Genomic DNA, 3322 nt, shown 5'->3' on the forward strand with positions numbered 1-3322 from the left:
GTGTGTGTATGTGTTTGTTTTATCTTAGTATTTATTGTCTATTTTAATTTGTTTTTTTTAGTCAAAAAAAACGCTTATATCATTCACAACGCCACTTTCAGAGATTTGTAATAGGAATTTTCATTTTTTAATAGAAATTATATATATAAGATTTCTTTATTTACTGCGAATTAAATGAATATAAACAATCATCTTGCTATAATATAATTAACTAATGGAGGTGCTGCTATGCCTTTTGGATTTGCTGACTATCTTGAAAAAGAAAATAAAAGTGAGCAAACTATTGCTCATTATGTGAGGTTAGTAAATGAATTTTTTCAGCACTTAGATCATGAATGGCCAAGTGAATTAGAAGTATATGAAATTGGAGCCAAGCATATAACGGGGTATTTACGTTTTAAAAAGACTCACAGTTCTAATAGCACGGTCAATAAACATATAGCTGTATTAAAAAAATTCTTTGATTATTTATGGGAAAATAACATGATCCCAATTGATCCTATGTCCAAAATACGCTACTTAGAAAAAGAAGATAAACCAATGACATTCACCTATCAAGAATTAATTGAACATCGTCAATTGATTTATCAAAATGCAAAATTAAAATCTATTGATAAAGCTTTATTTGCCCTATCATTATATGGTATTACATTTTCGGAACTAGATTTTAAGAAACAAGATGTACACGTGATGGATGACGATACCATTATTATCAATACAGTAGGGAAAAGAAATCGACATCGTTCCATTCATCTCGAAGGTATAGAGGCTAAAGTTTTTTATGACTATTATCAAAACATGCTATTTAAACCAACCGATTACGTCTTTGTTCAAAAACTATCATTAGTGGAAACGGAACAATATCGCCCTATTAAACATCGTGGAATTGTATTTATCAGCGAAAAAATAAAAAGTATTGAGCCATTTAAAGAGTTCTCATTAACTAATACACGTAATGCCTATATCTATCATTTAAAAGTGGATCACCACTATTCAATTGAACAAATTGCATTTCTACTAGGTGTATCCATTCATTATCTAGGTACAGCTTTACCATCGTTACGTGAACGGTTAGCTAATACTTCTTAATTTCGTATTACATTTTTTAAAAAATGTGTTAAAATAACTTTAAATATATCTTATGAGCTTATAAGACTAAAGGTTAGTTTGGTAAAGAAAATACTTTGTAGAACGGGAGCGCCCCGATATTAGCAAATAACACTCGAAGAGTGTGTGTAATTTGTTGATATCGGGGCGTTTTAATTTTGTTAGAAAGGAGTTTCGCATGCGTTCTCAACAACGTTCAACACCATTAAAAGATTTAACCATTGCAACATTAATTGGACCAGGTATGATCACAAATACAAGCAATGAATATAAAGTCATCGCACCTTATCAAAACGTTAATAAAGGACGTTTATTAAAACGTTATATTAACCAACAGAATTTGGATGACTACGTATTGCTGAAACCAAAAAGTCAAGAACTCGTTATTTATCTACCTGAAGAAGAAGGGGACTTTTTAAAGAATTGGTTAGATGACAATAAACAAAAATTTCCTCCCTCTGTTCAAATAAATGAATACACAATCTTGTTATCTTTTCTATTCTTTGGCGAAAAAAAATACAATCATTTAAAACTAACTAGCGAGTACAATACACAAAATTTAAGGTTGTTGGCTTATTACATTTATAAAAAGATTAATATTTTAATTGAAACAACGAAAGATGGTTTAAAGTTATATGACTGCAAAGCTTTATTTTTAACAGCCTCTAAATATTTTTCGATTGAGGATATGAATGAATTTTCATTTTACTTATCTAATAAAGAAAAGAAAAAGATTCGTAATTTGTTTCAAACGTATCGAAAAGAATATATGACTTAGGAGTTGATAAACATGCACACAAAAACATTAGAAGAACTAGAAAATGATGCCTTACTGGCCATTAGTGAATATCAATATGAGGACACATCTTATCGGCGAAACAATCAAATTGTCTTTAATTATCTTATGACGCGTATTAATGACGAACACGAACCCGCTTCATTAGACATCGAAGCTCGTATTAAACAACTTGTAAATGATATTTATGAAGGACAACTCATGTTTGGTTACACAATCTTTTTATACACTTATCAAGAACAGCCTAGTGTAATCGATTCGTTTAATCGCCTGGAAACGGTACATATTCAAGAAGGGGCAGCTCAATTATTAGAGGAGATCATGGATGACGATATAAGAAACATTTACAATCAAGCATTAGAAGAAGAGTACAAGGAGCTAAAAGATGACTATGGTATTGGCGACACTATCATGGGTATATTAACGGCAACAAGTGTCTCATTTGGATTTTATTTAGCTGTTTTAAATCAACTAAAACAACGTCAACTATCGGTAACCGATACACACTTTATAGAGAGTATCGGGAATTCGAATATCATGGAGGGGGCGGAATTATCGCCTATCCATTTTATTGTCACAAAGGGTTACAACAAGACTTATGAACATTATGATATTTACGGATGGCATTGTTTGAAATATACCAACCGCATTGGTGAAATTATATGGTTGAAAGAGTCACAAGTAGTGGAAGTGCTAGTAAGTGAAGGGATTAGTGAAGCGGATGAAAGTTTGATTTTAGACTGCGTGGTACACGATGTCAATACGATTACCAACGGTTCACAAGTTGAGATCCGTTTAAACCGAATAAGTCACTTCTTAGAAGTTAATGATAATGAGTAATACCCCCTTTAACATAAAAAGCGTCTCACGTTTTCATACGTGAGACGCTTTTACTTATGATTCAAGTGAAGCCGGTTCAGACTTCATATATCCTTTGCGAGCATGAAAAACTGTTTTATGGTTCGTAATCGATTTAGTTTCTAAAATATCAGCAACCATACTCGAAACGGCCATTGCAGCAAAGCGATTAGTTGTTGAACGTTGAGGATCACTTGAACTAACTTCCTCGCAACTTAATTGTGATGGAGCAATGTCATCCGTATCATCTAGGATGTCTGGATACACATCTGCAACTGGGTTGAGCTTTATATGTCCAAATTGTTTATAACCACAAACAACTTGACCGCTCCAACCACTTGCATTATACGACTCTAATTCTTCCTCTGACCAATCTTTTCGAGGTCGAGAAGGGTAATCCTTGGGAATTACTACAGATTCATTCCCTGCGTCAATATAGACTAATTTCTTCACTTGTTCATGATGGAAAAACTGGTGCATGATTTGCCGTGAAAAATTATTATCAACACAACCTATCAAAATCGGCAGAATCTCACGTGAAACAGAACTGTCGTGAAACGG

At 32.8% G+C, this 3322-nt stretch carries 3 protein-coding genes and 1 pseudogene; 3 read left to right on the forward strand and 1 reads right to left on the reverse strand.

The genetic code is table 11. The annotated features are described in order from the left end of the window. Positions 1-228: 228 nt before the first annotated feature. From ACTWQB_RS16885 to ACTWQB_RS16895, 3 genes are all read left to right on the forward strand, one after another. Positions 229-1089 carry a tyrosine-type recombinase/integrase gene (locus tag ACTWQB_RS16885; RefSeq protein ID WP_443140328.1) on the forward strand — a complete coding sequence of 287 codons (861 nt, stop codon included), beginning with the start codon at positions 229-231 and terminating at the stop codon, positions 1087-1089. 196 nt (positions 1090-1285) lie between these two features. Then, a complete protein-coding gene (locus tag ACTWQB_RS16890; RefSeq protein WP_443140329.1) occupies positions 1286-1885 on the forward strand; it encodes a hypothetical protein in 600 nt (199 codons plus the stop codon). A gap of 12 nt (positions 1886-1897) precedes the next feature. Next, the gene (locus tag ACTWQB_RS16895) at positions 1898-2743 is read left to right on the forward strand and encodes a hypothetical protein (RefSeq protein ID WP_443140330.1); all 846 of its coding nucleotides are present in this window, start codon (positions 1898-1900) and stop codon (positions 2741-2743) included. Positions 2744-2797: 54 nt separating this feature from the next. Here the strand turns inward: ACTWQB_RS16895 and ACTWQB_RS16900 are convergent. Continuing rightward, positions 2798-3322 (reverse strand): annotated as a pseudogene (locus tag ACTWQB_RS16900) (ThiF family adenylyltransferase); the annotation flags it as partial.

This window comes from Piscibacillus sp. B03 (assembly GCF_052246295.1).
Lineage (GTDB): Bacteria > Bacillota > Bacilli > Bacillales > Alkalibacillaceae > Piscibacillus.